The sequence below is a fragment of the Stenotrophomonas sp. YJH_SMC_19 genome (genome assembly GCF_059367915.1).
Genome location: NZ_JCAFRI010000014.1, coordinates 71,870 through 98,232, shown reverse-complemented (window position 1 = coordinate 98,232; position 26,363 = coordinate 71,870). Strand labels below are relative to the sequence as shown.

The window sequence follows — 26,363 nt, the reverse complement described above, 5'->3', positions numbered from 1 at the left end:
GCCGCCGGCATCCTCGGGTGCCGGCGTTCGTCTTTTCATGGAGTGCTTCGAATGCAACAGATCGCCCTGGCCGTGATCGGCGGTACCGGTGTCTACAACCTGGCCAAGCTTGACGACGTGCAGACCCACGAGGTCGACACCCGCTTCGGCCGTCCGTCGGGCCCGGTGCGCGTCGGTACGCTGCTTGGCCATCGCGTGGCGTTCCTGGCGCGCCATGGTGAAGGCCACTCGCTGCCGCCGCACAAGATCAACTACCGCGCCAACCTGGCCGCGCTGCAGCAGCTGGGCGCGCAGCGCGTGTTGGCGTTGAACACGGTCGGTGGCATCACCGAGAACTTCGGCCCGCGCGTGCTGGCCTGCCCGGACCAGATCATCGACTACACCTGGGGCCGCATCAGCACCATCTGTGAAGAAGAGGGCACCGATGTGGTCCACGTCGATTTCGGCCACCCGTACACGCCGATGCTGCGCAGCAAGATCCTGGCGGCGGCCAAAGTGACCGGCGTCACGGTCCATGACGGTGGCTGCTACGGCGCAACGCAGGGCCCGCGCCTGGAGACCATCGCTGAAATCGCCCGCATGCGCCGCGACGGCTGCGACCTGGTGGGCATGACCGGCATGCCGGAAGCCGCGCTGGCACGCGAACTGGGGCTGGATTACGCCTGCCTGGCGATCATCGCCAACTGGGCTGCCGGCTGTGGTGATGGCGAGGAGATTACGATGGCCGAAGTGCTGGCCAATGTACAGGCGGCCAGCAACGGACTTCCGGAATTGGTGGGCGAATTGGCGCGGGGGTGATTGTCTTCCCCGAGCAAGCTTTGCATACTCAGCTTGTGCGCGGGTTCAGCGTACACCACCCATTCATTGCATAAGGTCTCGCATCACCATGCCGAACGGTACCGTCAAGTGGTTCAACGACGCCAAGGGATTTGGCTTCATCTCGCCGGAGGATGGCAGCGCCGACGTGTTCGCGCACTTCTCCGCCATCAACTCCAAGGGCTTCCGCAGCCTGCAGGAAGGCCAGCGTGTCACCTATGACGTGACCCAGGGCCCGAAGGGTGCCCAGGCTTCGAACATCACGCCGGCCGAGTGATCCACTCGACAGTGCGTTGAAAACCCCGCTTCGGCGGGGTTTTTTTTTGCGCGGCGTGCCCGCAGCCGGTTCGCGATCCACCCGCCTCGGGCACAATGTGGCCATGACGGAACGACTGCGTATCGCCGTGATCGGCTACGGCACCGCTGGACAGGCGGTGTCCATCCTCCTCACCCGTGACGGCCACGAAGTGGAGATATTCGAACGCGTGCCGACGCCGGGACCGGTGGGTGCCGGTTTCCTGCTGCAGCCCAGCGGCCTGCAGGTGCTGTGGCAGATGGGCCTGCTGGATGCGGTGCGCGCGCATGCCGCGCCGGTGCACCGCCTGTATGGCGACACGCCATGCGAGCGCGCGGTGATGGACATGCGCTACGACGGTCTGGATGCGCGCCTGCATGGCCTGGGCATGCAGCGTGGGGCGTTGTTCTCGCTGTTGGACCAGGCGCGCGCGGGGGCAGGCAATCTGCATGCGGGCGTCACCATCGCCGCCGTGGATGCCGAGCAGGGCCGCCTGCGCGACAGCGAAGGGCGCCTGCATGGCCCGTTCGACCTGGTGGTGGCCGCCGATGGCGCGGCCTCTACGCTGCGCAGCACCATTGCCGGCGGTGCCGGGCTGGACCGCGTGTATCCGTGGGGAGCGCTGTGGTGCCTGTTGCCGGCCGAAGACTGGCCGCATGTGCAGGAGCTGCGGCAGCGCTACGTGGCCGCGCGCAAGATGATCGGCCTGTTGCCGGTCGGCACGCGCCCCGGCGATGACACGCCGCGCCTGAGTTTCTTCTGGAGCCTGCCACGCACCGACTTCGAGCGCTGGCAGGCCGATGGCATGACGCCCTGGCTGGACGAGCTGCATGCGCTGTGGCCGCAGGCCAGTGCGCGCTTCGCCCACCTGCGCGATGCCGGCCAGCTGGCGCGCGCGGTCTATCGCGATGCAGTGATGACGCGCTGGCACCAGGGCCGCATGGTGCTGGCAGGTGATGCGGCGCACGCGATGAGCCCGCAGCTGGGACAGGGGGTGAACATGGCGCTGCTCGATGCGCTGGCGCTGCGCGATGCGGTGCGCACGCATGGCGGTGGTGCCGCTGCATTGCAGGCCTACCAGGCGCAACGCAGGGCCCACGTGGCGGTCTACCAGCGCTGGAGTCGCTGGCTGACGCCGCTGTTCCAGTCCGATCGCGATGCCTGGGCGAAGACGCGCGACGTGCTGCTGGGCCCGATGGGGCGCCTGCCCGGAGGCCGTGGCCACATGCTGCGCGTGCTCAGCGGCACGCAGCAGGGGTGGTTCGGTTCGCTTACGCTGGATCCGGCCTTCATCGACGCATTGGCGACGACGATGGAAATACCTCGCAGCAACGCGATCACGGCCAGCGCGTGAAGCGTGCCGTCACGTGAATTAACGGTTGCCTCACCGCGGATGTGCGAGAAGTAGCTTGCACGCGACTGCGCGTCGCCCGTTTTCCTTTCCGTGATCAACATCGCGCGTGGCCCGGGCAGCGCTGCTGTTGCGGCCTGTTGCGGCCCGGACGTGCCGCTTGATGTTGAAGAGGAGGACGCCATGTTGTTCGCGGTCGAAGAGCTGGAATCGGAAATCTGCAAGCTGCGTGGACTGCTGCAGATGCTGCACGAGGACCAGCCCGACGTACTGGAGGATGTATTCGAGTTCCATGTCGGCAGCCTGGTCAGCCATGCGTCGCCGGAACATCACGCACGCATCCGGACCTGCGCGCAGGAGATGCTGGCGGCAATCCAGGCCTTGCCGCGGCGGCGTGAGAATGACACCCCTGATTTCCAGTTGATGCCGCAGCTGGGCATTGGTCCGGCCTGAGTCAGGCGACCGGCAGTTCCACCAGGCCGCTTTCCACGCAGGCGATCATCTGTTCGCCGCGGGCGGGGGCAGGCACGATGCCTGCAGTGAATGCGGAGAAGGCCGGCAGGACCGTCATCCGGTCACGCAGCCAGAACGCGGGGAAGCGCCGTCGCAGTGGCTTCAAGGCAACCTGCGGGTGCAGATGCCCGGCGATCACATGCAGCGCCGCATCGGGCATCGGCTCATGCCGAAGCATGAACGGCCGCAGTCGTACTTCATCGTGGATCTGGACCTGCAACTGCGCATGCGGCAGCTGGCGGTCGTGATTACCGCGCAGGACATGCACGTCCAGCGAAGCATTGCGTTCACGCCATCCCAGCCATTGCTGGTACCACGCAGCGCGATGCGCCGGCCCATGCAGGATGTCGCCCAGGATCCACAGCTCGCGGCAGGCATGCAGGTCCAGAAGCCGCTGCAAGCGTTGCAGGTCTTCGCCGGTGCCGCCGCTGGGCAACGCGATGCCGGCGCGACGGAACACATCGGCCTTGCCCAGGTGGAGGTCTGCGATCAGCAGTGCCTGCCGCGCGGGCCAGTACAGCGCACGCGCGCCTACCAGGACCACGGACTCACCAGCAAGCAGCAGCGGCAATTCATCGGTCATGGCGGCGCTCCAGTTGCTGGGCCGCGCGCTGCACGCGCATACGCCAGTCTTCATTGCTGAACTGACCGCGCAGGCGTTCGGCCCACAATGGAAAGCCCAGCGGCGTGAGTGATGACGGTCGCTGCAGCGACAGCTGCTGCGTGCCGATCCGCTCCAGTACCTGCTGCACCCCCGGCAGGTCGAGGCTGTCATACAGCACTTCATGTTCCGCCAGCGCCAGCAGCAGGTGTTCCGGATCGTGCTCGCGCAGCACGTCGTACAGCAGGCCCGCGGACGCCTGCAGCTGGCGCAGCGACCGTGGCATGCCACCGGGCAGGCTGGGCACCAGCAGGCCTGCTACGCGTGCGATGCCCCGGAACTGACGTCGCGCCAGCTCGCCCAGGTTCACTGCCTCGCGCAGATCGGCCAGCAACCGGTCATTGCCGAACAACGCACGCCATTGCGCCTCATCCAGATCGATCGGCCGCGCCGGCGCCAGCACCAGGCCATGATCGTTCACCGCATAGCCAATGCTGTTGCGTTGCTGGCGGGTGCAGCGCAGCGCCAACAGCGCGGCCAGTGCCTCGTGTACGTGGCGGCCGGCAAAGGGGTAGACGAACATGAACTGGCCTTCGCGGCGCCGCACCTCTTCCACCAGCAGGTGCTCTGGGCCGGGAAGCGCCGACAGCTGTTGCTGCAGTGCCAGCAACGGTGACAACCAGCGGGATTCGGCACTGTCGTCGGCGCCGGACAGCACCCACTCCAGCTCACGGCCGAGTGGCATCGACAGCGGCAACTGGCCTCCCTGCCAGCGCGGCACCACACCATCACCGCGCCCTCGTGCCAGCCGCACGAAAGCGGTCATGTCGCGCAGCTGCACCAGTTCCAGCAGGCGCCCGGCGAACTGGAAACGGTCGCCGCGACGCAGGCGGCTGGCGAACTGCTCCTCCACTGCACCAAGCCCGCCACCGCGCAGGAACTGCACGCGCACGCTGCCATCGCTGCTGATGGTGCCGATCGACAGGCGGTGCCGCAGCGCCTGGCGGCGATCGTGCATGCGGTAGCTGCCATCGGCATCGCGCACGACCTTGTGGAAATCGGGGTACTGCGCCAGCGCCTGCCCACCCTGCACGATGAAGTCCAGCACGGCCCGCCATTGTTCATCGCCCAGCGTGGCGAAGGCATGGGTGCGACGCACCTGCGCCAGCAGCGCATCACTGTCAAAGCCGCCAGCGAGGGCGCGGCTGACCGCATGCTGTGCCAGCACGTCCAGTGACAACGTCGGCGGTCGACGCGCTTCGACCACGCCTTCGTGCAGTGCGCGGCGCACCGCTGCATATTCGGCCAGTTCCAGTGCGTGGCTGGGTATGCAGACGATGGCCCCCTTGGCGCCGGGACGATGGCGTGCGCGCCCGGCGCGCTGGCGCAGCCGCGCCACGCCCTTGGGGCTGCCCAGCTGCAGTACCTGTTCAACCTCCGGGAAATCCACGCCGAGGTCGAGGCTGGAGGTCGCCACCACGCAGCGCAACGCGCCTGCGCGCAGGCCGTCTTCCACCTGCTGCCGCAGTGCTGGATCCAGCGAGCCATGATGCAGTGCCAGCGTGTCCGCGTCTTCCGGCCATACCGCCGCCAGCGCCTGGTGCCACAGCTCGGCCTGCGCGCGGGTGTTGGTGAACAGCAGGCTGCTGCGTACGGCCATCAGTGCGTCCAGCACGCGCGGCAGCTGCGCCAGGCCGAGATGCCCCGCCCAAGGGAAACGTTCACCGGGTTCCGGCAGCAGGCTGCGCACGCTGATCGCGCGCGGACGAACGCCCTGTACGATCGGTGCATCCTGTTGGCCAGGCAGCAGCACGTCGCGGGCCTGCGGCAGGTTGCCCAGCGTGGCCGACAGTCCCCAAAGCTGCAGGGAAGGAGCGGCGTCGCGCAGCACCGCCAGGTTCAGCTGCAGCAGGACGCCGCGCTTGTTGCCCAGCAGTTCATGCCATTCGTCCACCACCACGCAGCGCAGCTGGCGCATGCGTGGCAGTGTGTCGGGATAGCTCAGCAGCAGTGCCAGCGATTCCGGCGTGGTCACCAGTACGTCGACGCGGCCTTCGCGGGCCTGCCGGCGCTCGCGGTTGCTGGCATCGCCGCTGCGCAGGCCGACCCGCCAGCCCAAGCCCAGCCCGTCGATCACTGCCTGCAGCGCACGTGCGGTATCACTGGCCAATGCCCGCAGCGGCGTCACCCACAGCACCTGCAGCGGCCGCACCGCGCTGGCCCGGCGCGGTGCCGACGGTGGATCGAGCATCGCCTGCAGCAGCGGGCCGCCGAACATGGCCAGCGTCTTGCCGCTGCCGGTGGGGGTGTGCAGCAGCCCGGAGTCGCCCGCCAGATAGTGCCGCCACATCGTGCGCTGGAACGGCAGTGAGCGCCAGCCGCGCGCAGCGAACCAGTCTTCCAGCCGGCGCAACGCCTCGCGGCGGTTCATCGCGCCAGCGCCTGCAGCGTGGCCAGCTGGTCGGCTTCGGCGGCGGGCTTGTCGTGGCGCCAGCGCAGGATGCGGGGAAAGCGCACGGCGATGCCGGATTTGTGCCGGCTGCTGCGGTTGACTGCCTCGAAGCCCAGTTCAAACACCTGTTCGGCACGCACGCTGCGCACCGGGCCAAACCGTTCACGGGTGTTGGCGCGGATCCAGCGATCGAGGGCCAGGATTTCCTTGTCATCCAGGCCCGAATAGGCCTTGGCCACCGGCACCAGCGTATCGCCGTCCCAGACGCCGAAGGTGTAATCGGTGTAAAGCGTGCTGCGCCGTCCATGGCCGGCCTGCGCGTACAGCAGCACGGCATCGATGGTCAGGGGGTCGACCTTCCATTTCCACCAGTCGCCGCGCCGTCGCCCTGACTGGTAGGCGGACGTCCGGCGTTTCAGCATCAACCCTTCCACGCCCCGCTCACGGGCGGCCTCCCGCAACGTGGCCGCCTGCAGCCAGTCTCCAGCGGGTACGTCGGGCGACAGCTGGATGCGTGTATCGCCGAGGGCTCCGATGACCTCGGCCAACTGTGCACGCCGTTGCTGCAGTGGCAGCCCGCGCAGATCCTCGCCATCGCGTTCAAGCAGGTCGTAGGCAAGCACGCGCACCGGGGTGTTGCGCAAGGTCGCTGCACCGGGCTTGCGACGCTGGATGCGGGTCTGCAACGCGGTGAAGGCGCGCGGCAGGTCGTCGCTCTCGTCCCAGGCCAGCAGTTCTCCGTCCAGCACGCAGCCGTCGGGCAGCGCCATCGCGGCCTGTTCAATTTCCGGGAAGCGGCCATCCAGCCGTTCCTCGCCACGTGACCACAGCGCCACTTCACCGCGTCGGCGCAGCAGCTGCAGACGGATTCCATCCCACTTCCACTCCAGCAGCCAGTCTTCGACCGGACCCAGCCGTTCGCCGGGTTCGCCCTCCAGCGGTGAGGCCAGGAAGAACGGGTACGGCTGCTGCCGGTCCAGTGGCAGTTCATCCGGCGACAGCAGCTGCCCCAGCAACGCGGGAGAGGGCACCCACTCGCCGAGCATGCGCTGGGCGATGCGCGCGATGTCCAGGCCGGACCATTCTGCCAGCGCCTGCTGCACCAGCCGTTGCGAGACACCCACGCGCAGCGCGCCGGTGAGCAGCTTGTTGAACACCAGGCGCTCGCCGCTGCACAGCTGCCGCCAGCCGGCGACGACCACCGCACGGCGCACCACTCCGGGCTGGTTGGCCACCGCCAGCAGATGCTGCTCGATCCAGTCCGACAACGGCCGGTCGGCGGCGGGATGCAAGGGGTCATCCAGCAGCAGTGTCAGTGTTTCGGCCAGATCGCCGACCTGAGCGTAGCTGTCTTCCACCAGCCAGGCGGGCAGTCCGGATTCCTCGGCAATCCAGCTGCGCAGCTCACCACTGGCGGCGATCCTGCGGCGTGCGCCGCCGACCTTGCCGCCGCTGAGCAGGTACAGCGCCCACGCCGCATCGTGCGCCGCTGCGTGGCGGAAGTAGTCGACCAGTGCGGCGCGCTTGTCCAGCGTCGCAGTACTGCGGTCCAGGCGCTGGTAGAGCGCGGCGAAGGCCTTCATTCCTCGCTCCCGAAGTCGGTGCGAAAGGCTTCAGCCGCCACGCCGCGCTCGCGCAGGAACGGAATCAATGCATCGGTATTGCCATGGGTGGCGATGACCCGCTGCGCGCCGGTCTGTTCGATGGTCTGCAGCAGCGCGGGCCAATCAGCGTGATCGGAAATGATGAAGCCCCGGTCGACGTTGCGGCGCCGCCGGTTGCCGCGCAGCTGCATCCACCCCGAGGCGAACCCCAGTTGATGCGGTCCGAAGCGGCGCATCCACGGCGTGCCTGCGGCCGAGGGTGGGGCCAGGATCAACTGGCCGGCGGCATCGGGTTGACGCCCCTGTTCGGCGACGGTGAGCGTCTCCAGCATCGGGATGTTGGCCTGCCGGTAGACCGACACGCCATTGGCGATGGCGCCGTGCAGCCACGCGGGGCGGTCGTCCAGTGGCAACAACTCGGCCAGCACCCGCTGCGCCTTGCCGAGTGCATAGCACAGCAGGATCGCCGCTTCGCCACGTTGTTCGCATTCGCGGCGCCACGCCACGATCTCTGCGGCGACCGCCGGGGTGTCCGGCCAGCGATAGATCGGCAGCGCGAACGTGGCTTCGGTGATGAACGTATCGCAGGGCACCACTTCGAAGGGCGTGCAGGTCGGGTCGGGTTGGCGCTTGTAGTCGCCGGACGCCACCCACACCCGTTCACCATCGTCGATGCGCACCTGCGACGAACCGAGCACATGACCGGCCGGATGCAGCGATACCTGCACCCGGCCCAAGCGGAACGGCACCCCCTCGGCGTGCGCCTGCACGCCAACATCGCCCAGCCGCCAGCGCAGGATCGGCAGGCTTCCTTCGCTGCAGTGGTATTCGCCCATGCCCGGGCGCGCGTGGTCGCCGTGGCCATGGGTGATGACCGCGCGCGGCACCGGGCGCCAGGGATCGATGTGGAAATCTCCCGCGGCGCAGTACAGCCCCTCCGGACGCAGCACCACCAGATCGTCATTGCCTTCCATGCGGCCACTGTGGCCTGCGCTTCGTGCAGGCGGTGAGAACCGGCCTGAACACGGGCTTGGCGGGGCATGCGGCACAATCGGACCGCATACCTCTTGCCGCCAGGATGGACCGGATGAGTGGACCCAGCTTCAGCAGCAACGTGCCGTTTGAAACCCATGTGGTGCTGAACCAGCCGCCACCGTTCGCGGGCCGCCAGCTGTGGACCGACGATGTGGCGTTGGCGGAGGCGGTGCATCGCGAGGGTGCCGGTGCCTTAGCGCCACGCCTGGCCGTGTACGGGGCCCTGGCCGGCGACGAGCTGTACCGGCTCGGCTTCGATGCCAACCGTGATCGCCCGCGGCTGCGTACGCACGATGCGCAGGGCCACCGCATTGATACGGTCGAGTTCCACCCTGCGTACCACCAGCTGATGTCCGCAGCGAAGCAGCATGGCGTGGCGGGTCTGTCCTGGCACGAGCCGCAGCCCGGCGCACACGTCGCGCGTGCGGCGCTGAGCTACCTGCACCACCAGGCCGAAGCCGGCACCAGTTGCCCCTTGACCATGACCCATGCGGCGGTGGCAGTGCTGCAGTCGCAGCCGCACCTGGCCGAATGGGCGCGCAAGGCCGCCGCGCCGGTCTATGACCCGCGCGACGTGCCGGTGGCGGACAAGACCGGCATCACGCTGGGCATGGGCATGACCGAGAAGCAGGGCGGCTCGGATGTACGTGCGAACAGCACGCGCGCCGAGCCGATCGATGGCGAACGTTACCGCCTGGTCGGCCACAAGTGGTTCTTTTCCGCGCCGATGTGCGATGGCTTCCTGGTGCTGGCGCAGGCGCCGGGCGGGCTGACCTGCCTGCTGATGCCGCGCCGGCTGGCCGATGGCGACCGCAATGCATTCAGGCTGATGCGGCTGAAGGACAAGCTGGGTGACTGGTCCAATGCGTCCAGCGAGGTCGAGTTCTGTGGCGCGCAGGCATGGCGCGTGGGCGAAGAAGGGCGTGGCGTGGCGACCATCATCGGCATGGTGATGATGACCCGCCTGGACTGCATGCTGGGTGCGGCCGCGGAGATGCGCATGGCGCTGGCGCAGGCGCTGCACCATGCACGCCATCGGCGCACCTTCGGCAAGCTGCTGGTGGAGCACTCGCTGATGACCAACGTGCTGGCTGATCTGGCGCTGGAGTCGGAAGCGGCCACGGTGTTGGCGATGCGCATCGCACGCGCGGTGGATCGTGCCGGTGTGGATGCCAATGAAGCGGCGATGGCGCGGTTGGGGACGGCGCTGGGCAAGTACTGGCTGTGCAAGCGTGCGCCGGCCTTCGTCAATGAAGCGCAGGAATGCCTTGGCGGTGCCGGCTACGTGGAGGAGTCGATGCTGCCGCGCCTGTACCGGCAGGCACCGTTGAATTCGATCTGGGAGGGCAGCGGCAACATCCAGTGCCTGGATGTGCTGCGTGCGCTGGCGCGTGAACCGGAGGCGATGGCGGCGTTGCGCGGTGAGCTGGCGTCGGTGGCCGACCGTGATGCGCGCTATGCAGCAGCATTGCAGCGTTGGGCAGCGGCGCCGCCACCGGAGGAAGCGCAGGCGCGGCTGTTCTGCGAGCGCACTGCGCTGCTGCTGCAGGCGGCGCTGCTGCTGCGTGCGCGCAGTCCGATGGCGGAGGCGTTCGTGCGTAGCCGGCTGGAAGGGGAGCATGGGCTGGCGTTCGGGACGCTGCCGGCGGGGCTGGAGCTGACGGCGATGCTGGCGCGCCCGCTGCCGTAGGGGCGGCCCACGCCGGCTCTCGACACCTACGCTGACAGATTTTCATCAGATAAGGCTCGGGCGCGCCATCCATGGCGCTTACGCCCCTGCGCGACCTACCCGCGCGTCCTTGGACACTTTCCGTGGGCGCGCACCACGGAATCAACAGAAGAAGCAGGGAGCGAAAAGCAGAAAAGCCGCGGCAGTGCCGCGGCTTTTCCTGTGGAGCCGAGCCGGTGCTCGGCTGCCGGTAAGGCTTAGTGCTTGGCTTCTTCCTTGGCGGCGTTGGCCTTGGCGTCATTGGCGACATCGCGGGCCTTGTCGGCGACCTTCTGCGCGGCGGTGGCGTCGCTGGCGTGCGCGGCGGCGTCGGTTGCGGCGTCCTTGGCCTTGTCGGCGGCGTTGGCAGTGGCGTCTGCGGCCTTGTCCAGCGCCTGCTGGGTATCGGCGGCGGCCTGCTCGGAAGCGGCGGCGGTCTTGTCGGCGGCTTCGCGGGTGGCGGCAGCAGCCTTGTCGACGGCGTCGCGGGCGGCAGCGCCGGCGCTGTCGGCCGCCTGCTGCGCGTCCTGCTTGGCCTGTTCGGCTTCCGGGCCCTTGCAGGCGGCCAGAGCCAGCAGCAGGGAGGCGGCCAGCAGGGTGGTGGTGATCGGACGAATCTTCATGGCGGTCTCCGGCACTGCAATGGATGGGGACGCCAGCCTATTCATGCCGTTGTGAAGACCGGGTCGCGATGCAGGGGCTTGATCGCCGGCATCCACGCAAAGAAAAAGCCGCTGGCGAACCAGCGGCTTTTCCAGAACAGCGTGAAGAAAGAAGTTATTACTTCTTGGCTTCTTCAGCAGCGTCCTTGGCCTTCTCAGCGGTGCCTTCAGCAGCCTTGGCAGCGTCAGCAGCAGCGCCGGCAGCAGCGTCGGTGGCAGCACCGGCGGTCTGGGCAGCGGCGTCGGTGGCGGCGTCAGCAGCGGTGGCGGCGGTGTCAGCGGCCTGCTGGGCAGCGTCGGCGGTCTGGGCGCCAGCAGCGGCGGCCTGGTCGGCAGCAGCCTGGGCTTCGGTGGCGGCTTCGTTGGCCGAAGCAGCGGCGTCCTGGGCAGCTTCCTGCTTCGAGCAGGCGGCCAGGGCCAGAGCCAGGGACATCGCGACCAGCAGCTTGTTGATGCTCATTGTGTAAATCCTCGTCGTTAGAATTAGGCAACGCGCATGCTGCGCGCCGACAACATGATGACAAGCCAAGATTGGGTGTCAAGCGATCCCGCATTCATTTTTGCGAAATCATCGTTAAATCTTTTTAAATCAATTCGATGGCGATTGCCGTTGCTTCGCCGCCGCCGATGCAGAGGGTGGCAATGCCGCGCTTGCCACCACGCGTGCGCAGAGCGTTGACCAGGGTCACCACAAGACGTGCGCCGGAGGCACCGATGGGGTGACCCAGTGCGCAGGCGCCGCCATTCACGTTGAGCTTGTCGTGAGGGATGCCCAGTTCGCGCATCGGGGCCATCGCCACCACGGCAAAGGCTTCGTTGATTTCGAACAGATCGACCTGGTCCAGCGACCAGCCGGTCTTGCCCAGCAGCTTGTGCAGCGCGCCGATCGGCGCGGTGGTGAACCACTCCGGTTCCTGCGAGTGGGTGGCGTGGCCGACGATGCGGGCCAGTGGCGTGATGCCACGTGCGGCCGCGTCTTCCTCGGTCAGCAGCACCACCGCGGCGGCACCGTCGGAGATGCTGGAGGAACTGGCGGCGGTCACGCTGCCGTCCTTCTTGAAGGCCGGACGCAGGGTCGGGATCTTGGCGATGTCCGAGCGCCCCGGCTGCTCGTCGGTGGCGACCTCGACGTCACCCTTGCGGGTGGCTACCTTCACCGCGACGATCTCGTCGGCGAACGCACCATTGGCCTGGGCAGCCTGCGCGCGCTTGACCGACTCGATCGCATAGGCGTCCTGCTCTTCGCGGCTGAACTGGTACTTGTCCACCGCGCACTCGGCGAATTCGCCCATGGCCTTGCCGTCATAGGCGTTGACCAGGCCATCGTGGGCCATGTGGTCGACCGCCTGGAAGTTGCCGAAACGGTTGCCGGTACGGGAGTTCGGCAGCATGTGCGGGGCGTTGGACATCGATTCCATGCCGCCGGCGACCACGATGCTGGCCGAGCCGGCCTTGATCAGGTCATGGCCGAGCATGATGGTCTTCATGCCCGAGCCGCACACCTTGTTCAGCGTGGTGGCACCGGCCGACAGCGGGATGCCGGCGGCGATCGCCGCCTGGCGGGCGGGCGCCTGGCCGAGGTTGGCCGGCAGCACGCAGCCCATCAGGACTTCGGAAACGTCGCTGGCCGGGACACCCGATTGTTCCAGGGCGGCGGCGATGGCTGCGGCGCCGAGGGTCGGGGTCGGCACGCCGTTGAACTGGCCGAGGAAGGAGCCGATGGCGGTGCGCTTGGCGGCGGCGATGACGATGTTGGACATGGCAATCTCGTTGATGCGTAAGCAATGTTCGGAAAGGAGACCGGAGGCCGTTGGATGCGCCCCGGTTTCCCGGCAGACTGCGTGGGGGTCGGCCCAAGTATAGAGGGTCGGGGAGGGCTGCCGCTGTGCGGCGCCGAACGCCTGCCGGGATGAAGGCAGGCCAACGTTCACGGGAAGGAATCGATGGAGCGAACGATGATGGTGAGGTCTGTGCTGGCAACCGCGCTGGCGATGGCGCTGACGGCCTGTGGTGGAGGCGGCGGAGGCGGCAGCAACGTGCGCGTCGACCCGCCCCCGACCACGCCGACACCTCCAACCACGCCTCCGCCGACGACACCACCGCCGGCCAAGCCGCAGGAGCCGGCCTTTGACGCGCATCTTTCAGTCACCAACGCGCGTGCCGCACAGGCCGCCGGCCTGACCGGGCAGGGCGTGCGCATCGGCATCGTCGATTCGGGCGTGCAGCGCAACGCGGTGGCCTTGAATGGTCGCGTGCTGGCCAACTTCAATTACATCGATCCCGCCAGGAACAACCTGGCGGTTGATGACGTGGTCGGGCATGGCACCGCCGTGGCCAGCCTCGCCGCCGGCGCAGCAGTGGGGACCTGGCCGGGCGGTATCGCGCCAGGCGCCCAGATCGTCTCGGCAAGAATCATTTCCGACAAGCCGCCGACCGATGACGGCAGTGGCCAGGGCAATGCCTTCAGTGGGCCGCTGGGCGTGGCCCAGGTCCACCAGGACCTGATCAGCTACAACGTGAAGGTGATGAACAACTCGTGGGGCGGCCTGTACTGGACCGACCTGCCGACCACCGCGCAGGTAGCCGCCGAATACCGGCCGTTCGTGATCAACCACGGTGGCCTGGTGGTGTTCGCCGCCGGCAATGACGGCCGCAGCGAGCCGAGCAGCCTGGCCGCGCTGCCCAGCCAGAAGGGCGTGGCAGGCACGCTTCCGGCGGCCGATCTGGAGCGCGGCTGGCTGGTGGCCACGGCGGTGGACCCGTTTACGCCGGGCGCGCTGGCCAGCTATTCGAATGCCTGCGGCCAGGCGGCCCGCTACTGCCTGGCAGCGCCGGGCAGCGCGGTCTACCCGGATGCCAACGGTGGCAGCTACTACTGGAACTACGGCACCTCGTTCGCCGCGCCGCTGGTCTCCGGTGCGGCGGCGCTGGTCTGGCAGCGCTTCCCCTACTTCAACAACGATCTGGTGAGACAGACCCTGCTGGGCACTGCCAAGGACATCGGTGCGCCCGGCGTGGATCCGGTGTTCGGCTATGGCCTGCTCGACATCGGTCGCGCGATCAACGGTCCCGGCCGCTTCGACTGGGGCGATGTGGTTGCCAACGTTGATGCCGGCTCGACCAACTCGATGTGGAGCAACGACATCACCGGCAGCGGTGGCCTGGTCAAGCAGGGCGGAGGCAAGCTGGTACTGGCCGGCAACAACAGCTATTCCGGCGCCACCCGCATCGAGCGCGGCATCCTGACGCTGCAGAACGGTGGCGTGATCCGTTCGAATGTGACGATCCTCGCCCAGCCCGACCCGGATTCCACCGGTCTGCAGTTCAACGGTGGCACGCCGCGGGTGATCGGCAATGTGGTCAACGGCGGCAGCGTGTTCCTCACCACCGGCAACACCACCGGCACCATCGAGGGCAACTACACCCAGCAGCCTGGCGCGCAGCTGATGATCGCGCTCGGTGCCAACGCACTTCAGGTCACCGGCAACGCAACGATCAATGGCGGTGTGCGTGTGCACGGCTTCGTCTCCGGCTATGTGCCGCAGAACGGAACGCGCCAGGACCTCATCCACGCCGCGGGGGGCCTGAACGGCACCTTCAGTACCCAAGCCACTTCCACCGGTCTGCAGGGGCTGACCCTGGTGGCACCCACGTATGGCTACGACAGCAACAACGCCTGGTTGAACGTGAACCAGGTCAGCGTCACCGCCGCAGCCAGTGGCCTGAGCGCCTCCGCACAGGCCGCAGCGCAGCGACTGGAAGGCGCATTCGCAGTGCTCGACGGCAATACCGGCCTGCAGGGATCGCCCTTCGGTACGGCAGCCGGTGCGCTGCAGTGGGCCGGAGGCGGCCAGCAGGGCCTGGCCGACAGCCTGCAGAGCCTGTCCGGCCAGGCGCATGCCCGCGCCGAGGCTGCCACCTTCGACAGCATCGACATGTCGCGGCGTGCGATTGCCGAGCGCTTCGATCGTGTACAGACCACCCCGCGCCTGCGCGGGAGCTGGCAGAGCGCGCTGGGTGAGGCGGGGCAGGGCAGCTTCGCCGGCAACGCCGCCGACAGCCGGGGCTGGATGGCCGGCCAGGATCTGCCGCTGGGCGGCAACGGCCTGATGGGCGTCGCCTTCGGTGAGACCCGCAGCAATGGTGGCAGCAGTTTCGGCGGTGATCGCGGGCGTGATCGCCAGGCGCAGGCACAGTTGTACGCTGGCTGGAACCTGGGGCGTGGCTATGCGCTGGCCCAGTTCGGCAGTGGCCAGTTCACCCGCGCGCTGGATCGCCAGCTGCTGCTGGGTGCGGGCGCCTATGGTGTCTCGGCGCGTTACGGCGGGCGTTTCAGCAGCGCCAGCGTGGAAGGCGGATATCGCCTGGGCCGCGCAGGCGCTTCGTTGACGCCCTACCTCGGTGCCAGCACCACGCGTGTCGATACCGATGCGTTCAATGAGCTGGGCGGTTTCGGCTTCGGCCTGCGGGGTGATGCCACCCGCGCGCAGCGCAGCCAGATGCTGGCCGGCATCCGCGGCGAGCGGGGCTGGGGGCGTTGGAACCTGCGCGGACACGCCGAGTGGCAGCAGCGGCTGGACGGCGGTGACGCCGATTGGCAGGCCAGTTTTGTCGGCGTGGATGCCTGGGCGCCGCTGGCAGGCTGGAATGCGCCGCGCGGCAGTGCGCTGATCGGCGTCGCGCTGGAATCGTGGTGGGGCCGCAATGGCCGCTTGAGCCTGGGTTTCGACCAGCGTATCGGTGGCGAGGGCGCGCGGCAGGCTGCGTTGCGCTACAGCACCGGGTTCTGAGCAATCGGTCGCGCCGGGAAGGATCCCGGCGCGACGTCTGCAGCCTCAGCCGCCGCGCAGGTTGCCCAGGCGCGGAGTGCTGCGGCCCAGCGGCATCTTCAGCTTGCCGATCGACAGGATGCGGCTTTCCGCAATGCGATCGGCGGCCCGCTGCGGCGCGATGTTCTCGCGCTGCGACAGTTCGAAGATGCGGGTGAGGTTGTGGTAGATGCTGCGGATCAGGCGCATCGCGCGTTCGCGGTTGTAGCCGTCGATCTCCAGCGACACGTTCATCACACCGCCGGCGTTGACGGCGTAGTCGGGGGCGTAGAGGATGCCACGCGCATGCAGTTCGTCGCCGATCTCCAGGCTCGACAGCTGGTTGTTGGCCGTGCCGCAGATGATCTTGGCCTTGATCCGCGGCAGCGTGTCGGCGTTGATCGCGCCTTCCAGCGCACACGGTGCGAACACATCGGCGTTCACTTCGTGGATCTCGTCCGGCTTGACCGCCTCGGCGCCGAAATCGCTGACTGCACGATCAACCAGCGCACTGTCCAGGTCGGTGACATACAGCTTGGCACCGCGGTCACGCAGCAGTTTCACCAGTTCCATGCCGATGTGGCCCAGACCCTGCACCGCGATGCTGGTCTTGCCTACTTCCTCATGGCCGAACTTGAAGCGCATCGCCGCCATCAGTGCCTGCAGTGCGCCGTAGGCCGTGAAAGGCGCCGGATCGCCGGAGCCACCATGGACCTGGTGCACGCCGGTCACGAACTGGCTCTCCAGGTAGATGTTCTCCATGTCGTTGACGTCGGTGCCAACGTCCTCGGCGGTGATGTAGCGGCCGCCCAGCGAATCGACGTAGCGGCCGAAGGCGCGGAACAGTACCTCGGTCTTGTCCGTCTTCGGGTCGCCGATGATCACCGCCTTGCCGCCGCCCACGTTGAGCCCGGCCAGCGCATTCTTGTAGGTCATCGTCCGGCTCAGCCGCAGCACATCGGCCAGCGCTTCGTCGGTGCTGGCGTAAGGGCGCATGCGCACGCCGCCCAGGGCGGGGCCCAGGGTGGTGTTGTGGATGGCGATGATCGCCTTCAGGCCGGCATCGTGGTTGTGGCAGAACACCACTTGTTCGTGGCCGGTGGTGGCGAGGGTTTCGAATAGCATGGCGTCTCCGATGGCGCGAACAGCGGCGAACTGCAGCGAACGGCCAGTGAACGGTAGGGTCCCAAAAACAAAAAAAGCGACGTCGTCAGTGCAGGGGGACGGGTCGCGCGGCGCCATTCTAGTCCATTCCCCCGGTCGCTGCCGTCGACATCGGCGCCCTTCCGGTTAAAGAAGATGAAAGTGCGGCCGATGCTGCGACGACGGCGGGTGGCCGGATTCGCGTGAAGAGGCAGGGCGGTCAGTGACGGCAAGGGCACCACAACGACAGGGCAGGCGGCGATGACGCCGGCCTGGTGGCGATCGCTGCGCGGCTGGCTGGCGCGCTCGACCGGGGCGGCTCCGTTGCGCCTGGCGGCCGTATCGCGACAGGCGGTCGCTGCTGCCGCAGCCAGCCTTCAGGGCGAGGCGCTGCAGGCCGGTGAGATCGCCGCCCACCTGCAGCGCGGCCTGCATGCACTTGCCCTGTACCCACGGCTGGCCGGCGAGCCTGCCCCCGTGCAGGATCCGGCACTGGGCGAAGCGGTGGCGCGCGCGCTGCAGGACCGTGACTGGGCCGCCCGGCACCTGCCGCGGCGCCCGCAACTGCTGCCGCAGCTGATCCAGACCGTCAACGACGATGCCGCCTCGGCACGGGTGATGGCGGCGATCATCGGCCAGGACCCGGTGCTGACCGGAAATCTGCTGCGCATCGCCAACAGCCCGGCCTACAAGGTGCATGAGCGGCCGGTGGAAAGCCTGCAGCGTGCGGTGACCCTGGTCGGTACCGAGGGCGTGCGCCAGATCATCAGCGCGGTGCTGGTGCAGCCGGTGATGCAGGTGCAGTGCGGCATGTTTCCGCAGTTCAGCACGGTCATCTGGGAGCACGCACTGCTGGCTTCGCGTGCGGCCGCCGATCATGCGCGCACGGTCACCTTCGGTGATGCCTTCGCTGCGCAGTGGCTGGGCCTGGTGCAGGGGCTGGGGTCAGCGCTGGTGATGCGCCAGTTGCTGCAGGAAGCGCAGGCACGCGACGAAACCGTGGAGCCGGCGCTGGCCCTGCAACTGCTCCAACAATGGTCGTTGCCGCTGGCACAACGCGTGGCTGCAGCCTGGGAGCTGCCCGAGCCCGTGCACCAGGCACTGGCGCCGGAGGCCGATGGCCCACTCGCCGACAGCCTGCGTCTGGCCAGCGCTGCGGCGGCAGCCAGCCTGCTGTGCCGGCATGGACATGCCAGCCAGAGCCGCATGCTGGCCCTGCTCGAACAGTTGCCTTCAGCGCCGCCGCATGCCCTGCGTTGGATCTGGCGGCGCCTGCATGGACGCAGCGTGGAAACACGTGATGAGGCCGGACAGGAAGAGGCGGGTCCAACACCCTGAGCGCTACAGCTGCGATTCGACCGGCAGCCAGCTGATCACCCGCGACAACCAGCGTTTGCGCGCCGTTGCCCCCGGCTCCGCCTCCACCCAGTGCGGTGGCGGTTCGCGCTCCAGCCAGCGCAACCGGCGACGCTCATCCAGAGCCAGCCACCAGCTGTGCCTGGGATCAGCCAGGCGCAGGTACTCGTCCCGCAGCTGTGCGCCCAGCACCGGATCGTCGAACAGCACGCCCATCTCGGTGTTCAGATAGGCCGAGCGCGGGTCGAGGTTGAACGAACCGACAAAACCGCGGCGGTCATCGACCAGGAACGCCTTGGTATGCAGGCTGGCGCCGCTGCTGCCGAACACGCCGGCATCGCCGGACTGCCCTTGTGCCTTCAGTTCGTAAAGGTGGACGCCGGCTTCGAGCAACGGCACGCGGTAGCCCATGTAGCCACCATGCACGGCGGCGACGTCATTGGCGGCCAGTGAGTTGGTGACCACGCCGACCTGCACGCCCCGCCCGGACATGGCCGAAAAGCCATCCAGGCCCTCGTTGCCGGGAACGAAGTAGGGCGAGATCAACAGGGCCTTGTGCCTGGCGGCCTGCAGCTCGCTGATCAGGGTCGACACCAGCCAGGCAGCGCGATCGTCCTTGCGGTGCTTCATCGGCGGGTCGGACACGATGCGCACTGCACCGCTCCAGCGCAGCGGCTCGGGGCTCGGGCGCTGCCGCTTGCGTGATTCGGCCACGCGCGCCAGGTACGGCCGGGCCACGTCCCGCTGCGCCTCATGGTCCGATTCGCGCACCAGCAGGCGCAGCTGTGCGTCGGTATGGAAGGCAAGCGCGGATACCGGAATGGCGGTTTCGCTGTTCCAGTAGTCGTCGAAGATGCGGTTGGCCTGCTCCACGGCGGGGCCGGCGACCAGCAGGTCTAGATCCTGGAAGTTCACATCGGTGCGCGCGCTGAAATACTCCTCGCCGATGTTGCGGCCACCGACGATCGCGACGCGGCCATCGGCGATCCAGCTCTTGTTGTGCATGCGGTGGTTCACGCTGAAGAAGCGCTGCACCATCTCCACCATGCGCAGGATGCCGGTCCGGTTGCGGAACGGGTTGTACAGGCGGATCTCGATGTTCGGATGCGCATCGAGCGCCATCATCAGCGCGTCCTTGTCCTTGGCATTCATGTCATCAAGCAGGATGCGCACGCGCACGCCGCGCTCGGCGGCGTCATACAGCGCCTTGGCCATCAGGTGGCCGATCAGGTCGTCGTGCCAGATGTAGTACTGCAGGTCCAGGCTGCGGCCTGCGTGCGTGGTGATCATCGCGCGTGCGGCGAAGGCATCCATGCCATCACTGAGGAAGGCCACGCCGGACTGGCCGGGATGGGCCTCCTGCAATGGCACGATCTGCTGGTCGATGCGGGTCTGCGCCGGCTGCAGTGGCAGCACATGCGAAGGCGTGCCCTGTGCCTGCGGCGTGAGGTGGTCGGCCAGCAGCAGGCCGGACAGCACCAGCAGCACCAGCACGGCGAGGATGATCGCAGCAACACGCAGCAGGCGTCGCCACAGCGGCTTGGGCAGGCTCATGCCCCGATGGTAGAGCCACGCCATGCGTGAAGGAATGCCTGCAGGATCGACAAGGGGTCAGAGCCCTTGCCTTCGGCACGGGATCCCACCCCGAGGGGGCGTCACCGATGGAGTCGGATCCCATTCCACAGGAAAGGGCTCTGACCCGCACACCTCAGAACCGCTCATCGCTGCCCAGGTAGCGCCACTGCCCCGGCGGCAGCGGCCCCAGCGCCACGCGTCCGATACGCAGGCGGCGCACCCCGGTCACCTGCAGCCCGGCGGCTGTCACCGCTGCACGCAGGCCCTTGGCGGTAAGCCCCTTGCCGGCAAAGCGCAGGCGTTGTTCGCTCTGCCAGCTGACCTTGCCGCCGCCGGCCTCCTGCTGCAAACGCGCCATCAGCCATGGCCCACGCTCCGGGCCGCCCTCGGCCACTTCGATCAGGTATTCCTGTTCGGTGCGGCCAAGATTGCGCTGCAGATGGGCCAGCGTGGCCGGATCCTGGCTGACCACCACCAAGCCGCTGTCGCTGGCCGGAAGCGAGGCGGCCAGCTGCAGGCCATGGAAGTGACGCTGCAGCGGACGGATGTCGCTGGCATCGAGTTCGCTGCGGCTGTCACTGCTGACCAGCGCACACAGGGTCTCAGCGGCAACGCCGGCCGGCTTGTTCAACAGCATGCTGACCCGCTCGGCCTTTTCATCGCTGGCCTGCTCGGCCACAACGATCACCGCGCTGTCATCGACCGGGCGCTGCGGCTGCTCCACCACGTCGCCGTTGACCGTGACCCAGCCGCCTTCGATGTAGCGTCGCGCTTCGCCGCGCGGGATGCCGAGCAGGGCGGACAGGCGTTTGTCGAGACGGATCGGTTCCATGGCGGCAAGGTCGGGCAGGGGGCGCGCAGTGTAGCTGCTGCGGCCGGTCAGCGCTGGCCGCGGTTGGCCAGCTCGGTCAGGTACAGGCGGGTATCGAACTCCAGCTGCAGGTACTCCGGCTCCATGTGCTGGCACAGCTGGTAGAAGGCCTTGTTGTGGTCGGCTTCCTTCAGGTGGGCCAGCTCATGTACCACGATCATGCGCAGGAACGCTGCTGGTGCCTGGCGGAACACGGTGGCGATGCGGATCTCGCGGCTGGCCTTGAGGCGGCCGCCGTGCACGCGGGAAATGGCGGTATGAGTGCCCAGCGCGTGCTTGATCACTTCCAGCGTGTTGTCGTAGCAGACCTTGTTGAGCGGCACCGACTTGCGCAGGTAGCGGTCCTTCAGCTCCTGGGTGTAGTCGTACAGCTGGCGGTCGCTGCGCACTTCATGCGGGTCGGGGTAGCGCTGCTGCAGCCAGGGGCCGAGCTTGCCCTGCGCCAGCAGTTCGCTGACCTGGGCGACCAGGGGTTCGGGATAGCCGGTGAGGTACTTCAGGACTGCCATGCAGGGGCGGCGGGGCGTCGGTAGAATGGGGCATCCAAGATTACACGCGGTACGCACCGACCATGGCAAAGCCCAACGCGCTGCAGGAACAATTGCTCAAGGCCGGCCTGGCCAAGAAGTCGCAGGCCAGCGCCGCCGCGCGCGAGCAGGCCAAGGCCCGCCAGGGCAAGGCCGAATCGACCTCGGCCGAGGTCCAGCGCGAGGCTGAACGCGTCCGCGCCGAGAAGATCGAGCGCGACCGCGCGCTGGCCGCCGAGCGCAATGCGCAGGCCAGGCAGGCTGAACAGAAGGCGCAGGCGAAGCAGATCATCGCGGCCCATGCCGTGTCCCACAAGGGCGATGACGAGTACCGCTTCAGCGATGGCACGGCGATCCGCACCCTGCTGATCGACCCCAAGCTGCGCAAGGCGCTGTCGGTCGGCGTACTGGTCATCGTTGCCCACGGCGACGGTTACGCGCTGCTGCCACGTGCTGCTGCCGAGAAGGTGCGTGAGCGCGCCCCGGAAGCAATCATCGTCGACCACGGCCAGCCGGGCTCGACCGCTGAGATATCCACCGGCAATGCCGAGGACGACGCCTACTACGCCCAGTTCCAGGTGCCCGACGACCTGGTCTGGTAAGCGAAAAGGGGACGGAGGGGATTAAGTCGCGATCGACCTGATTGAAGCCCTCCACGTTCTGCTCAGATTGCTGAAGATCAGCCGGGCATGGCTCGGCTCAACACAGGTCCGCTCCTTTGTGCGCGGGTGTATCGTCCCCATATCAGGCGACACACCTGCGGAGGATGGCCATGGCCACCGGTTGGGCGGGAGACGGCGCGGTCCAGGACCAGATCGACGCCACCGTCGACGATGCGATTGCCCGCGCGCGGCGCCAGCTGCGGCAGGGCCCTGGTCTGGAAAACTGTGAGGAATGCGACGCGCTGATTCCGCTGGCGCGGCGCCAGGCCGTGCCCGGGGTACGGCTGTGCGTGGCGTGCCAGCAGGCGCATGACGACGAAGAACAGGCGCATGCCGGCTACAACCGGCGTGGCAGCAAGGACAGCCAGCTGAGGTAAGGGGTGTTTTATTGGAAGGCTGCGCCCTGCACCTGCAGAAGCAACGTCAACATCAAAGGCTGGCATTCCGTGGGTTGGCAGGGCGGTGTCGGAGTGCGGGGACGCCGTGAACCCGTCCATGGGGGCTTGGCCGCGGCATCCATGCCGCGGACACCCCGCACTCCGACACCGCCCCGCCTCTGACAGATTTCCGCGATCTGTTGGAACCCGCTGCTGATGCCGACCGTTGGTCGGCACGGGGTAGGATTCAATTTTGACTATCGATATCTGACAGATGTGCCGACCAACGGTCGGCACCCACCAACAGCGCGCGGAATCTGTCAGAGGTGGGGCGGTGTGGGTGGGCAGGACCGTTGGCGCCATGGATGGCGCCATCGAGCCCCCATGGACGGGTTTACGGCGTGTCCTGACCACCCACACCGCCCCGCCATCCCACGGAATGCCGCTCTTGATCTTGCTTCGGCTTCGGCCTCGGCAGGTGCAGGGTGCAGCCCTGCAAAGAAGAACCTCCCTCAGCCGTCGCCCTGGATGCCACCGGGGGCCTGTGCCGGGTCGCGCCAGCGCCGCACCGTGCGCTGGAAGAACAGGTTGTTCGGCAGCTGCAGCACCGTGCCCTCGTGGCCGTCGCCGGTCTCCTGCAGCGTGGTGTAGATCAGGTTCACGTCGATCACCCGGCCCTTCAGGCCCGGTTTCTCGCCGTTCTCCAGCACCTCGATGTAGTCATGCAGGCGGAATGGGCGCGTGGTGAAGATCAGCAGCGTGCAGAAGATGTTGGAGAGCACGCTCCAGGCCGCGAAGAAGGCCACCGCACCCACCGCCGCGAAGCCGGTGAACGCGGTCCACAGTACCGACGGCGATGCGCCGAGCAGGCTGAGGATGTACAGCACTGCGCTGAAATAGACCACGAAACTGGTGATCCGGCGCGCGCCCATCACCATTTCCGGTGGCAGCGTGTAGTGCTCGGCGAAGCGGCGGATCAAGCGCCGTGCCAGCACCCGCAGCAGCCACGCGGCCAGCAGGGTGAGCAGGATCTTCACGGCGATACCCGCGTCGTGGAGCCAAGGGTAGGTCCAGGCCGGCAGGTGATCCTTCAGCGACAACATCATGGGGGCGACGACGGGTGGCAATAACGGCCCTCGATGTTACCCGGCGCGTGCGGGGGATTCGACCGCCGGGGTCCAGGCCAGGCAGACCAGCTCCTGGCGGTGCTGCTGCAGGCAGGCGCGGCCGTTGTCGGGGCGCAGCTGCAGTGACAGGCCCAGCGCCTGCAGCAGGACGCAGGCAGCGATCACCAGCAGGGCGGCGCAGGAAGGGCTGGACATGGCAGGACTCCCGGACGGCAGATTCGCGAAGGACCTTCCATGGATGCAGCAGCCGTCGAAAAGGTTGCATGGCATCGGCCGTCGATCGGCTCTAAACCTTTTCCCGGGTCGCCGCATCCAAGCGATATGCTCGACACCACCATGCCCGCGCTGCCTGCCGCCAACGACGCCGTCGACGAACCCGCTCTGGTACGGGCGGCGGCCGCCGGCGACACCGCTGCCTACGAACTGCTGTACCGGCGTCACGCGCCGCGTGTATTCGCTGTCCTGTGGCGGTTGTGTGGCGGCCAGCAGGCACGTGCCGAGGATGCGCTGCAGGAGGCCTTCCTGCAGGCCTGGAAAGCCCTGCCAGGGTTCCGTTTCGAGAGCAGCCTGTCCACCTGGCTGCATCGGCTGGGGGTCAACGCCGCACTGATGGAACTGCGTGGTCGCGCCGCAGGGCAGGATCACGACAGTCTGGAGGATGTCGATGGCGGCCTGCAGGAACTGGCGGTGCATGACCGTTGCGCGGGTACCGAGCGTGACCTGGAGCGCGCATTGTCGACACTGCCACCACGGGCGCGTGCGGTACTGGTGCTGCACGATATCGAAGGCTGGAAACATCAGGAAATCGCCGAGCAGCTGCAGATGGCTGTCGGCAGTTCCAAGGCACAGCTGCATCGTGCGCGCGGCCTGTTGCGCGCACGGCTGGGAGACATGACATGAGTACACACGAACACGATTCCGATCACGACCTGCTGGCCCGGCTGCGCGCGCTGCCGAACGAGCGCGACGTACCCGCCGATGGCTGGGCACGCCTGTCCGCCCGGCTGCCGCCGCGTGAATCGCAGGCAGCGCCCGCGCCAACGGACAACGTGGTGGTCCTGCCGGTGCGTTCGCGGCGCCGCTGGTGGTTGCCGGCCGGCGCTGCCCTGGCTGCCAGCCTGGCACTGTATGCGGTGGCGCCGTGGCGGCATGCGCAGCCGGATACGCCGGCGCCGTCCGCCCTGCAGCTGCAGGCCGCGGCGATGACCGAGCAGTATCAGCAGGCCGTCGCTTCGCTGCCCGATGGACGGGCGCCGGAATGGCAGCCGGCCCTGCACGAACTGGATGAAAGCGCGGCGCAGATCCGTGCCGCCCTGGCGCAGGACCCGCGTGCGCCGCACCTGCTTGGCCAGCTCAAGCGCACCTATGCGCTGCGGCTGGAACTGACCCGGCAGGCGGCCTATGCCGCCGAGTCCGGCTTGACGACCTGAGGAGACCCCCATGACCCGAACCCTGATTTCCTGCTGCGTCGCGCTGCTGTTGGCCCCTGCCGTGGCGCTGGCCGACACCCGCATCGACGAGCGCCACACCTTGGCTGCGGGCGGTCGCATCGAGCTGAGCAACGTGGCCGGCAAGGTGACCGTGCGTGGCTGGGACCGCAATGACGTGCAGCTCACCGGCACGCTCAGCGACGGCCTGCAGTTGCGCCAGGAAAAAAGCGCCAACCGTGTGCGCTGGGAGATCGAATATCCGCGCCGCAGCAACAGCGGTGGTGCAACGCTGGTGTTGAACGTGCCGCGATCGGTGGAGCTGCTGCTGAGCACGGTCAGCGCCAGCCAGGACATCAGTGGTATCGATGTGCGACGGCTGCAGGCCGACACGGTCAGCGGCAGCCTGAGCGCGGCTGGCCGCAGTGGCGACAGCAAGCTCAACACGGTCAGTGGCAGCGTCAGCGCACGCCTGCAGACGCCGAAGCTGGATGTGAACACCGTCAGTGGCCGCATCGAGGCCGGCGGTGGCGTGTCCGGTGATATCGGTGCGCAGACGGTGTCCGGACGGGTCGAGGTCGACGCCGGGCGCGTGCAGCGACTGGCGGTGGAAACCGTTTCGGGCAGCATCGATCTGGCAGCGGCCGGGTTGGCGCCCGGCGGCCGCATCAATGTCGAATCGGTCAGTGCCTCGGTCACGCTGAGCCTGCCACGCACGGTGTCGGCACAGCTGTCGGTGAACAGCTTCAGCGGCTCGATCAACAGCGACGCCGGTCAGGTGGAGCGGCCGCGCTACGGGCCGGGCAGCCATCTCGATACGCGTCTGGGGGGCGGCGATGGAGACATCCGCATCCAGTCGCATTCGGGCAGTGTGCGGGTACGCCTGGATCGCTGAGCACGGTCCGGCAGGCCGCGGCGGCAGCGCCGCCGCGGTCGGTACTGGGTCAGCTGGCTTTCTTCAGCGCCCAGGTGGTGCCGAGGACTTCGATCTTGCCACCGGCCTTGCGGAACGCTGCCAGGTCCGAAGCGATCGAGTCGCTGCTGACCACGGTGCTGGCGGCCGCGCCCTTGCGTTCGCTGCGGATGCTGTTGCTGGCCTTCGCGGGGGTCTTTGCCTTGCGGGGCATGGTTGCTCCTGTCAGGTGGAAGGGGAGGAAAGCGCCCAGGCGTCGGCCTGGCGCAGGTAATCCTGCCGCTCGCGGCGGCAGTCATCGCCGCCCATCGAAAACTGGCGGCAGATCGCCGGGCGCTGCGAATAGATCGTGCAGCGCAGGTGATAGGGATCGATCGCCGCGCACCAGCCTTCCTCGTTGCGCGCCATCACGGCACGGCCGTGGGTGTCGCGTGACAGGAACTGGCCAGGCACGTGGTCGCCGGGCTGCAGCAGCACGGGCAGCCGGCAACAGACCGCGTCACAACGGCGGCAGTCGATGGGTGCAGGTGCTGCGTCAGG

27 protein-coding genes are annotated in these 26,363 nt (G+C 67.8%); 12 read left to right on the top strand and 15 right to left on the bottom strand.

Annotation, left to right across the window (positions count from 1 at the left end; translation table 11 throughout):
• Positions 1-51 precede the first annotated feature (51 nt).
• From AC5P5R_RS14855 to AC5P5R_RS14840, 4 genes are all read left to right on the top strand, one after another.
• The gene (locus tag AC5P5R_RS14855; protein WP_005410591.1) at positions 52-798 is read left to right on the top strand and encodes an S-methyl-5'-thioinosine phosphorylase; all 747 of its coding nucleotides are present in this window, start codon (positions 52-54) and stop codon (positions 796-798) included.
• An 88-nt stretch (positions 799-886) separates the two neighbouring features.
• Positions 887-1,093, top strand: a complete 207-nt coding sequence (locus AC5P5R_RS14850; RefSeq protein WP_005410590.1) for a cold-shock protein — start codon at positions 887-889, stop codon at positions 1,091-1,093.
• Between the two features lie 103 nt (positions 1,094-1,196).
• On the top strand, positions 1,197-2,465 hold the full coding sequence (locus tag AC5P5R_RS14845) for an FAD-dependent oxidoreductase (protein ID WP_043035435.1): 1,269 nt from the start codon (positions 1,197-1,199) through the stop codon (positions 2,463-2,465).
• Positions 2,466-2,645: 180 nt separating this feature from the next.
• Positions 2,646-2,915 carry a hypothetical protein gene (locus tag AC5P5R_RS14840; protein ID WP_024958257.1) on the top strand — a complete coding sequence of 90 codons (270 nt, stop codon included), beginning with the start codon at positions 2,646-2,648 and terminating at the stop codon, positions 2,913-2,915.
• A gap of 1 nt (position 2,916) precedes the next feature.
• Here the strand turns inward: AC5P5R_RS14840 and pdeM are convergent, their stop codons facing one another.
• From pdeM to AC5P5R_RS14820, 4 genes are read right to left on the bottom strand one after another with little or no spacing between them, the layout of a single operon-like run.
• Positions 2,917-3,558: a ligase-associated DNA damage response endonuclease PdeM gene (gene pdeM, locus AC5P5R_RS14835; RefSeq protein WP_100438812.1), complete on the bottom strand. Its 642-nt coding sequence runs from the start codon at positions 3,556-3,558 to the stop codon at positions 2,917-2,919.
• Positions 3,548-6,007: a ligase-associated DNA damage response DEXH box helicase gene (locus AC5P5R_RS14830; RefSeq protein WP_076739748.1), complete on the bottom strand. Its 2,460-nt coding sequence runs from the start codon at positions 6,005-6,007 to the stop codon at positions 3,548-3,550. Before AC5P5R_RS14830 ends, pdeM begins: the two co-directional genes overlap by 11 nt.
• A complete protein-coding gene (locus AC5P5R_RS14825; protein ID WP_100438811.1) occupies positions 6,004-7,611 on the bottom strand; it encodes an ATP-dependent DNA ligase in 1,608 nt (535 codons plus the stop codon). Before AC5P5R_RS14825 ends, AC5P5R_RS14830 begins: the two co-directional genes overlap by 4 nt.
• Positions 7,608-8,606 carry a ligase-associated DNA damage response exonuclease gene (locus AC5P5R_RS14820; RefSeq protein WP_100438810.1) on the bottom strand — a complete coding sequence of 333 codons (999 nt, stop codon included), beginning with the start codon at positions 8,604-8,606 and terminating at the stop codon, positions 7,608-7,610. The genes AC5P5R_RS14825 and AC5P5R_RS14820 overlap by 4 nt, the downstream gene beginning before the upstream one ends.
• A gap of 113 nt (positions 8,607-8,719) precedes the next feature.
• Between AC5P5R_RS14820 and AC5P5R_RS14815 the strand changes: the two genes are divergently transcribed.
• A complete protein-coding gene (locus AC5P5R_RS14815; RefSeq protein WP_100438809.1) occupies positions 8,720-10,357 on the top strand; it encodes an acyl-CoA dehydrogenase family protein in 1,638 nt (545 codons plus the stop codon).
• 236 nt (positions 10,358-10,593) lie between these two features.
• Here the strand turns inward: AC5P5R_RS14815 and AC5P5R_RS14810 are convergent, their stop codons facing one another.
• The 3 genes from AC5P5R_RS14810 to AC5P5R_RS14800 form a co-directional block, all read right to left on the bottom strand.
• Positions 10,594-10,998, bottom strand: coding sequence for a hypothetical protein (locus AC5P5R_RS14810; RefSeq protein WP_164281692.1), 405 nt, complete (start codon positions 10,996-10,998; stop codon positions 10,594-10,596).
• A gap of 157 nt (positions 10,999-11,155) precedes the next feature.
• Positions 11,156-11,497 carry a hypothetical protein gene (locus AC5P5R_RS14805; protein WP_005410581.1) on the bottom strand — a complete coding sequence of 114 codons (342 nt, stop codon included), beginning with the start codon at positions 11,495-11,497 and terminating at the stop codon, positions 11,156-11,158.
• Between the two features lie 124 nt (positions 11,498-11,621).
• Positions 11,622-12,797, bottom strand: a complete 1,176-nt coding sequence (locus AC5P5R_RS14800; protein ID WP_033834339.1) for a thiolase family protein — start codon at positions 12,795-12,797, stop codon at positions 11,622-11,624.
• A gap of 183 nt (positions 12,798-12,980) precedes the next feature.
• Between AC5P5R_RS14800 and AC5P5R_RS14795 the strand changes: the two genes are divergently transcribed.
• On the top strand, positions 12,981-15,827 hold the full coding sequence (locus AC5P5R_RS14795; RefSeq protein ID WP_100438807.1) for an autotransporter serine protease: 2,847 nt from the start codon (positions 12,981-12,983) through the stop codon (positions 15,825-15,827).
• A gap of 45 nt (positions 15,828-15,872) precedes the next feature.
• On the opposite strand, the gene AC5P5R_RS14790 is transcribed toward AC5P5R_RS14795, so the two are convergent.
• The gene (locus tag AC5P5R_RS14790) at positions 15,873-16,970 is read right to left on the bottom strand and encodes a Glu/Leu/Phe/Val dehydrogenase dimerization domain-containing protein (RefSeq protein ID WP_100438806.1); all 1,098 of its coding nucleotides are present in this window, start codon (positions 16,968-16,970) and stop codon (positions 15,873-15,875) included.
• Positions 16,971-17,249: 279 nt separating this feature from the next.
• Here AC5P5R_RS14790 and AC5P5R_RS14785 point away from each other — a divergent pair, with 279 nt between their 5' ends.
• Complete coding sequence (locus AC5P5R_RS14785) at positions 17,250-18,326, top strand: HDOD domain-containing protein (protein ID WP_049396637.1); 1,077 nt, start codon at positions 17,250-17,252, stop codon at positions 18,324-18,326.
• A 3-nt stretch (positions 18,327-18,329) separates the two neighbouring features.
• On the opposite strand, the gene AC5P5R_RS14780 is transcribed toward AC5P5R_RS14785, so the two are convergent.
• From AC5P5R_RS14780 to AC5P5R_RS14770, 3 genes are all read right to left on the bottom strand, one after another.
• Positions 18,330-19,922 (bottom strand): phospholipase D family protein, encoded by a 1,593-nt coding sequence (locus AC5P5R_RS14780; protein WP_100438805.1) that lies wholly within the window; start codon positions 19,920-19,922, stop codon positions 18,330-18,332.
• A 130-nt stretch (positions 19,923-20,052) separates the two neighbouring features.
• On the bottom strand, positions 20,053-20,751 hold the full coding sequence (locus AC5P5R_RS14775) for an RNA pseudouridine synthase (RefSeq protein WP_043035442.1): 699 nt from the start codon (positions 20,749-20,751) through the stop codon (positions 20,053-20,055).
• Positions 20,752-20,798: 47 nt separating this feature from the next.
• Entirely contained in the window at positions 20,799-21,299 is a 501-nt protein-coding gene (locus AC5P5R_RS14770; protein WP_005414217.1) for a M48 metallopeptidase family protein, read from the bottom strand.
• A 62-nt stretch (positions 21,300-21,361) separates the two neighbouring features.
• On the opposite strand from AC5P5R_RS14770, the gene AC5P5R_RS14765 reads away from it, so the two are divergent.
• Positions 21,362-21,919 carry a DUF2058 domain-containing protein gene (locus AC5P5R_RS14765; RefSeq protein ID WP_043035444.1) on the top strand — a complete coding sequence of 186 codons (558 nt, stop codon included), beginning with the start codon at positions 21,362-21,364 and terminating at the stop codon, positions 21,917-21,919.
• 170 nt (positions 21,920-22,089) lie between these two features.
• Entirely contained in the window at positions 22,090-22,356 is a 267-nt protein-coding gene (locus AC5P5R_RS14760) for a DksA/TraR family C4-type zinc finger protein (RefSeq protein WP_043035454.1), read from the top strand.
• Between the two features lie 512 nt (positions 22,357-22,868).
• On the opposite strand, the gene AC5P5R_RS14755 is transcribed toward AC5P5R_RS14760, so the two are convergent.
• Positions 22,869-23,462 carry a mechanosensitive ion channel family protein gene (locus AC5P5R_RS14755; RefSeq protein WP_005410571.1) on the bottom strand — a complete coding sequence of 198 codons (594 nt, stop codon included), beginning with the start codon at positions 23,460-23,462 and terminating at the stop codon, positions 22,869-22,871.
• 36 nt (positions 23,463-23,498) lie between these two features.
• Complete coding sequence (locus AC5P5R_RS14750; protein WP_005410570.1) at positions 23,499-23,678, bottom strand: hypothetical protein; 180 nt, start codon at positions 23,676-23,678, stop codon at positions 23,499-23,501.
• A 126-nt stretch (positions 23,679-23,804) separates the two neighbouring features.
• Here AC5P5R_RS14750 and AC5P5R_RS14745 point away from each other — a divergent pair, with 126 nt between their 5' ends.
• Genes AC5P5R_RS14745 through AC5P5R_RS14735 form a run of 3 tightly spaced genes read left to right on the top strand, consistent with a single transcriptional unit; the run spans position 23,805 to position 25,805 of the window.
• Positions 23,805-24,383, top strand: a complete 579-nt coding sequence (locus AC5P5R_RS14745; RefSeq protein WP_005414221.1) for an RNA polymerase sigma factor — start codon at positions 23,805-23,807, stop codon at positions 24,381-24,383.
• Complete coding sequence (locus AC5P5R_RS14740; RefSeq protein ID WP_005410568.1) at positions 24,380-24,913, top strand: hypothetical protein; 534 nt, start codon at positions 24,380-24,382, stop codon at positions 24,911-24,913. The genes AC5P5R_RS14745 and AC5P5R_RS14740 overlap by 4 nt, the downstream gene beginning before the upstream one ends.
• 10 nt (positions 24,914-24,923) lie before the next feature.
• Positions 24,924-25,805, top strand: coding sequence for a DUF4097 family beta strand repeat-containing protein (locus AC5P5R_RS14735; RefSeq protein ID WP_100438804.1), 882 nt, complete (start codon positions 24,924-24,926; stop codon positions 25,803-25,805).
• 49 nt (positions 25,806-25,854) lie between these two features.
• Here the strand turns inward: AC5P5R_RS14735 and AC5P5R_RS14730 are convergent, their stop codons facing one another.
• Complete coding sequence (locus AC5P5R_RS14730) at positions 25,855-26,037, bottom strand: hypothetical protein (RefSeq protein WP_005410566.1); 183 nt, start codon at positions 26,035-26,037, stop codon at positions 25,855-25,857.
• A gap of 11 nt (positions 26,038-26,048) precedes the next feature.
• Positions 26,049-26,342 (bottom strand): YkgJ family cysteine cluster protein, encoded by a 294-nt coding sequence (locus AC5P5R_RS14725; protein ID WP_053462562.1) that lies wholly within the window; start codon positions 26,340-26,342, stop codon positions 26,049-26,051.
• Positions 26,343-26,363: the final 21 nt, after the last annotated feature.

What these genes read in the sequence shown, in the direction of transcription:
- AC5P5R_RS14855 (WP_005410591.1), top strand. Translation starts at nt 52, where the DNA reads ATGCAACAGATCGCCCTGGCCGTGATCGGCGGTACCGGTGTCTACAAC.
- AC5P5R_RS14850 (WP_005410590.1), top strand. Translation starts at nt 887, where the DNA reads ATGCCGAACGGTACCGTCAAGTGGTTCAACGACGCCAAGGGATTTGGC.
- AC5P5R_RS14845 (WP_043035435.1), top strand. Translation starts at nt 1,197, where the DNA reads ATGACGGAACGACTGCGTATCGCCGTGATCGGCTACGGCACCGCTGGA.
- AC5P5R_RS14840 (WP_024958257.1), top strand. Translation starts at nt 2,646, where the DNA reads ATGTTGTTCGCGGTCGAAGAGCTGGAATCGGAAATCTGCAAGCTGCGT.
- pdeM (WP_100438812.1), bottom strand. Translation starts at nt 3,558, where the DNA reads ATGACCGATGAATTGCCGCTGCTGCTTGCTGGTGAGTCCGTGGTCCTG.
- AC5P5R_RS14830 (WP_076739748.1), bottom strand. Translation starts at nt 6,007, where the DNA reads ATGAACCGCCGCGAGGCGTTGCGCCGGCTGGAAGACTGGTTCGCTGCG.
- AC5P5R_RS14825 (WP_100438811.1), bottom strand. Translation starts at nt 7,611, where the DNA reads ATGAAGGCCTTCGCCGCGCTCTACCAGCGCCTGGACCGCAGTACTGCG.
- AC5P5R_RS14820 (WP_100438810.1), bottom strand. Translation starts at nt 8,606, where the DNA reads ATGGAAGGCAATGACGATCTGGTGGTGCTGCGTCCGGAGGGGCTGTAC.
- AC5P5R_RS14815 (WP_100438809.1), top strand. Translation starts at nt 8,720, where the DNA reads ATGAGTGGACCCAGCTTCAGCAGCAACGTGCCGTTTGAAACCCATGTG.
- AC5P5R_RS14810 (WP_164281692.1), bottom strand. Translation starts at nt 10,998, where the DNA reads ATGAAGATTCGTCCGATCACCACCACCCTGCTGGCCGCCTCCCTGCTG.
- AC5P5R_RS14805 (WP_005410581.1), bottom strand. Translation starts at nt 11,497, where the DNA reads ATGAGCATCAACAAGCTGCTGGTCGCGATGTCCCTGGCTCTGGCCCTG.
- AC5P5R_RS14800 (WP_033834339.1), bottom strand. Translation starts at nt 12,797, where the DNA reads ATGTCCAACATCGTCATCGCCGCCGCCAAGCGCACCGCCATCGGCTCC.
- AC5P5R_RS14795 (WP_100438807.1), top strand. Translation starts at nt 12,981, where the DNA reads ATGGAGCGAACGATGATGGTGAGGTCTGTGCTGGCAACCGCGCTGGCG.
- AC5P5R_RS14790 (WP_100438806.1), bottom strand. Translation starts at nt 16,970, where the DNA reads ATGCTATTCGAAACCCTCGCCACCACCGGCCACGAACAAGTGGTGTTC.
- AC5P5R_RS14785 (WP_049396637.1), top strand. Translation starts at nt 17,250, where the DNA reads ATGACGCCGGCCTGGTGGCGATCGCTGCGCGGCTGGCTGGCGCGCTCG.
- AC5P5R_RS14780 (WP_100438805.1), bottom strand. Translation starts at nt 19,922, where the DNA reads ATGGCGTGGCTCTACCATCGGGGCATGAGCCTGCCCAAGCCGCTGTGG.
- AC5P5R_RS14775 (WP_043035442.1), bottom strand. Translation starts at nt 20,751, where the DNA reads ATGGAACCGATCCGTCTCGACAAACGCCTGTCCGCCCTGCTCGGCATC.
- AC5P5R_RS14770 (WP_005414217.1), bottom strand. Translation starts at nt 21,299, where the DNA reads ATGGCAGTCCTGAAGTACCTCACCGGCTATCCCGAACCCCTGGTCGCC.
- AC5P5R_RS14765 (WP_043035444.1), top strand. Translation starts at nt 21,362, where the DNA reads ATGGCAAAGCCCAACGCGCTGCAGGAACAATTGCTCAAGGCCGGCCTG.
- AC5P5R_RS14760 (WP_043035454.1), top strand. Translation starts at nt 22,090, where the DNA reads ATGGCCACCGGTTGGGCGGGAGACGGCGCGGTCCAGGACCAGATCGAC.
- AC5P5R_RS14755 (WP_005410571.1), bottom strand. Translation starts at nt 23,462, where the DNA reads ATGATGTTGTCGCTGAAGGATCACCTGCCGGCCTGGACCTACCCTTGG.
- AC5P5R_RS14750 (WP_005410570.1), bottom strand. Translation starts at nt 23,678, where the DNA reads ATGTCCAGCCCTTCCTGCGCCGCCCTGCTGGTGATCGCTGCCTGCGTC.
- AC5P5R_RS14745 (WP_005414221.1), top strand. Translation starts at nt 23,805, where the DNA reads ATGCTCGACACCACCATGCCCGCGCTGCCTGCCGCCAACGACGCCGTC.
- AC5P5R_RS14740 (WP_005410568.1), top strand. Translation starts at nt 24,380, where the DNA reads ATGAGTACACACGAACACGATTCCGATCACGACCTGCTGGCCCGGCTG.
- AC5P5R_RS14735 (WP_100438804.1), top strand. Translation starts at nt 24,924, where the DNA reads ATGACCCGAACCCTGATTTCCTGCTGCGTCGCGCTGCTGTTGGCCCCT.
- AC5P5R_RS14730 (WP_005410566.1), bottom strand. Translation starts at nt 26,037, where the DNA reads ATGCCCCGCAAGGCAAAGACCCCCGCGAAGGCCAGCAACAGCATCCGC.